Annotated in this window: 1 protein-coding gene, 1 tRNA gene and 2 rRNA genes; 1 reads left to right on the plus strand and 3 read right to left on the minus strand. The window is 67.8% G+C overall.

From position 1 onward, the window contains the following. The coding region (locus tag HUU95_RS11105) for a TIM-barrel domain-containing protein (RefSeq protein ID WP_174280175.1) at positions 1-2,805 on the plus strand (2,805 nt) is incomplete at its 5' end. Positions 2,806-2,979: 174 nt separating this feature from the next. On the opposite strand, the gene HUU95_RS11110 is transcribed toward HUU95_RS11105, so the two are convergent. The 3 genes from HUU95_RS11110 to HUU95_RS11120 form a co-directional block, all read right to left on the minus strand. Continuing rightward, positions 2,980-3,056: transfer RNA gene (locus HUU95_RS11110), tRNA-Met, on the minus strand. 81 nt (positions 3,057-3,137) lie between these two features. Further along, positions 3,138-3,252, minus strand: a 5S ribosomal RNA gene (gene rrf, locus HUU95_RS11115). A gap of 135 nt (positions 3,253-3,387) precedes the next feature. Further along, a 23S ribosomal RNA gene (locus tag HUU95_RS11120) occupies positions 3,388-3,555 on the minus strand; the annotation flags it as partial.

Here is a 3,555-nt window from a genome sequence, read left to right on the forward strand (position 1 = left end):
GACCCGCTCGCAGGGCTCGCGGTGGGCGCGGCCCCACGCCCCGCGACCGGGCCACTCCGCATCGAGCGTCACCCGGGCGGCGTCCGTCTCCATCGCGGCGGCGAGGTGACCGACGTGCGGCTGCCGCTCGCCGGCGTGACGAGCGTGGTGAAATGCCCCGCCGGTCGCCTCGCGCTGGGCGGCGGCTTCTTCGCGCACCCTGTCGACACGGCGCCACCCATCCGGTTCGAGGAGGACGCGCATGTCCTGCGTCTCGTCGGCGAGGGCATCGTCGCGGAGGTCGACAAGGCGAGCGGCCGGGTCCGCTTCCTCGACGGCGCCGGCACGCTCCGCATCGCCGAGAGCGCCGAGCCCGACGTCATCCCCGGTGTCGCCGCCACCCGCCGCCAGGGCTTCACGATCGGCGCGACCGAGCGACTTCACGGCCTCGGCCAGTTCCGCGCGCCCGTGCCCGAATATCGTGGCGAAGACGTGTTCCTCGCGCACGCCAACAGCGACGCGGTCAACCCGTTCCTGTCCTCGACCGGCGGCTGGGGGCTGTTGTGGGACACCGGCACCGCTGCCTTCTTCCGCTCGCGCGGGACCGCGCTCGGCTATCACTCGGTCGCCGGCGATCTGGTCCGCTACCATGTCTGCCTCGGCGCCGACATGGACGCGGTGATCGGCCGCTATCGGGCATTGACCGGCGCAGCGCGTCTGCTGCCGAAATGGGCCTATGGCTATTGGCAAAGCAAGGAGCGCTACGCGACGCAGGACGAGCTGACCGGCGTCGTCGACGAGTATCGCCGCCGCAAGCTGCCGCTCGATGCGGTGGTGCTCGACTGGCATTATTGGGGCGAGAACGACCGGTTCAGCGGCATGACGTTCGACACCGCGACCTTCCCCGATCCGAGCGCGATGGTCGATCATGTCCACGCGCAGGACGCGCACGTCGTCATCTCGGTCTGGCCGGCCTTCGGCCCCAACACCGCGATCGGTCGCGACATGGCGGCGGCGGGTTTCCTGTTCCCCGGCAAGCATTGGAGCGGTGGTCGCGTGTTCGACGCGAGCGCCCCCGCCGCCCGCGATCTCTACTGGCGCCACGTCAAGGGCGGCGTGATCGATCACGGCTTCGACGGCCTGTGGACCGACGGCAACGAACCCGAGTTCCAGTCGACCGGCGAGCGCTACGGCACCGCCGCCTCCTTTATCGCCAACGGCCGCGAGGCGGCGGGGCCGATCGCCGAGAACCTGCTGACCTATAGCTGGTATCAGGCGCAGGGCTTGAGCGAGGGGCTGGCGCGCGACGTGCTCGCCAAGCGCCCGGTCATCCTCAGCCGCTCCGCCTATGCCGGGCAGCAGGCGTTCGGCGCGATCACCTGGTCGGGCGACATCTTCGCCAGCTGGGGCACGCTGTCGGCGCAGGTGCTCGCGGCGCAGAACTTCTCGATGGCGGGCATCCCATGGTGGACGTGCGATATCGGCGGCTTCCTGACCAACCACCGCTATCCCGTCGGGCTTGCCGACCCCGCCTATCGCGAGCTCTATGTCCGCTGGTTCCAGTTCGGCGCGTTCCTGCCGGTGTTCCGCGCCCACGGCACGCACATCTCGCGCGAGCTGTGGCGGTTCGGCGAACCCGGTACGCCGGTCTACGACGCGCTCGAACAGGCGTTGCGGCTTCGCTACGCGCTGCTGCCCTATCATTACTCGCTGGCGGCCGAGGCGGCGCTGGACGGCGGCACGCCACTGCGTGGACTAGCGATGGACTTCCCGCATGATGTCGCGGTGCGCGACCATCCGGCGCAATTCATGGTCGGCCGCGACCTGATGGTCCGCGTCGTCGACCGGCCGCTGGAGCACGCGCCGGTCAACATCCAGGAATTCCTGCCCAGCCGCGCGGTGCAAGGCACCGACGCGCCCGCCGCCGACGTCACCTTCTACGAAGGCGCGGCGTTCGAGCGCCGCGTCGCGTCGCGCCACACCGACGAGCTGAAGATGAGCTGGTCGGGCGATCTGCCGGGCGAACTGGCCGGCAAGCCTTACTCGATCCGCTGGACCGGCCGGCTGCGCGCCGAGGAGACGGGCGCGCACACGCTCGTCGTCCAGGGCAAGGGCGCGATCCGGCTGGTGCTCGATGGCCGCACCGTCATCGACGGCATCGCCGCGCCCGCCGTCAACGACGGTGCGAACGGCGGCGTGTCGTTCAAGGCGCATGACGGCGACGCGCGCTGGGAGGTGTCGCTAACGCTGAAGGCGGGGCGCGTCTACCCGTTCCGGCTGGAGCAGCGCCAGCCGACGCCCGACGTCGTCAGCCTGTGGTTCGAATGGATCACGCCATCCGGCCGCGCGCGGATGACGCCGCCCGCGCGCAAGACCGTCGCGGTCTACCTTCCCGCCGGGCAGGACTGGTACGCGCTCGACACCGGCGAGCGCCATGCCGGTGGCGGCGCGATCGACCTCCCCTGCCCGCTCGGCGATGTACCGGTCTTCGCCCGAGCCGGCGCGATTATTCCGATGACGCCGGGGATCGATCGTTCGTCCGCGAGGCCCGAAACGATCGAGCTACGCATCTACGCCGGTCGAGACGGGGCGTTCACGCTGTACGATGATGCCGGCGATGGCGACGGCTATCGACACGGCGAGGCCGCGCGCATCCCGCTGCGCTGGAACGACACGGCGCGCCGGCTGACGATCGGGCCGCGAATTGGCGGCTATCCCGGCATGCCGCCGACGCTCCGCTTCGCCACGCGGCTGATCGACGGCAAGGGAAACCAGCCATCCAGGCTGGTGCGGTTCGGTGGAGCGGAACAGCAGATCACTTGGTAGGGCTGTCGTCTGACGCGACCAGGCGACTTGATGTCGCGGTGGGGTCGCTGACGCGCTGACAAGAATCCGCCTATCAAGCGACGATCCAATCTGTGCAAGATCGACTGCTTGCGACATACGTTTGCAAACACGACGAAAGCCCCGCTTCTTTTGGAAGCGGGGCTTTCGTTAAGATGGTTGCGGGAGCAGGATTTGAACCTGCGACCTTCAGGTTATGAGCCTGACGAGCTACCGGGCTGCTCCATCCCGCGTCACCGCCGTGCCCGGCACAAGCCGAGCGGGGAAGAATTGTGAATGGGTTCTGATGATCCGTCCCGCTCACCGGCCACAATGCCTGGCGACGACCTACTCTTCCATCGCTTGAGCGATAGTACCATTGGCGCAGTCGGGTTTCACGGCCGAGTTCGAGATGGGATCGGGTGGTACACCAACGCTATGGCCACCAGGCAATAAAGCCGGTGAGTGCCGGTCGCCCAGATGGAGGACCAGCGGATGGGACGGGTTCAATCGATGCGTGCACATTGGCGGATCATTCATCCACGCCAACACCAGCCCAGGGCTGTCGGTGATGGTGTGGGACTCTCAAGCGCGAATAGGACGATTAGTATCGGTTAGCTCCATGGGTTACCCCACTTCCACATCCGATCTATCAAGGTCGTGGTCTCCGACCGTCCTAAGAAATCTTATCTCGAGGGAGGCTTCCCGCTTAGATGCTTTCAGCGGTTATCCCGTCCGTACATAGCTACCCTG

The sequence above is a fragment of the Sphingomonas bacterium genome, from assembly GCF_903643065.1.
In the GTDB taxonomy this organism is placed as follows: Bacteria; Pseudomonadota; Alphaproteobacteria; order Sphingomonadales; family Sphingomonadaceae; genus Sphingomonas.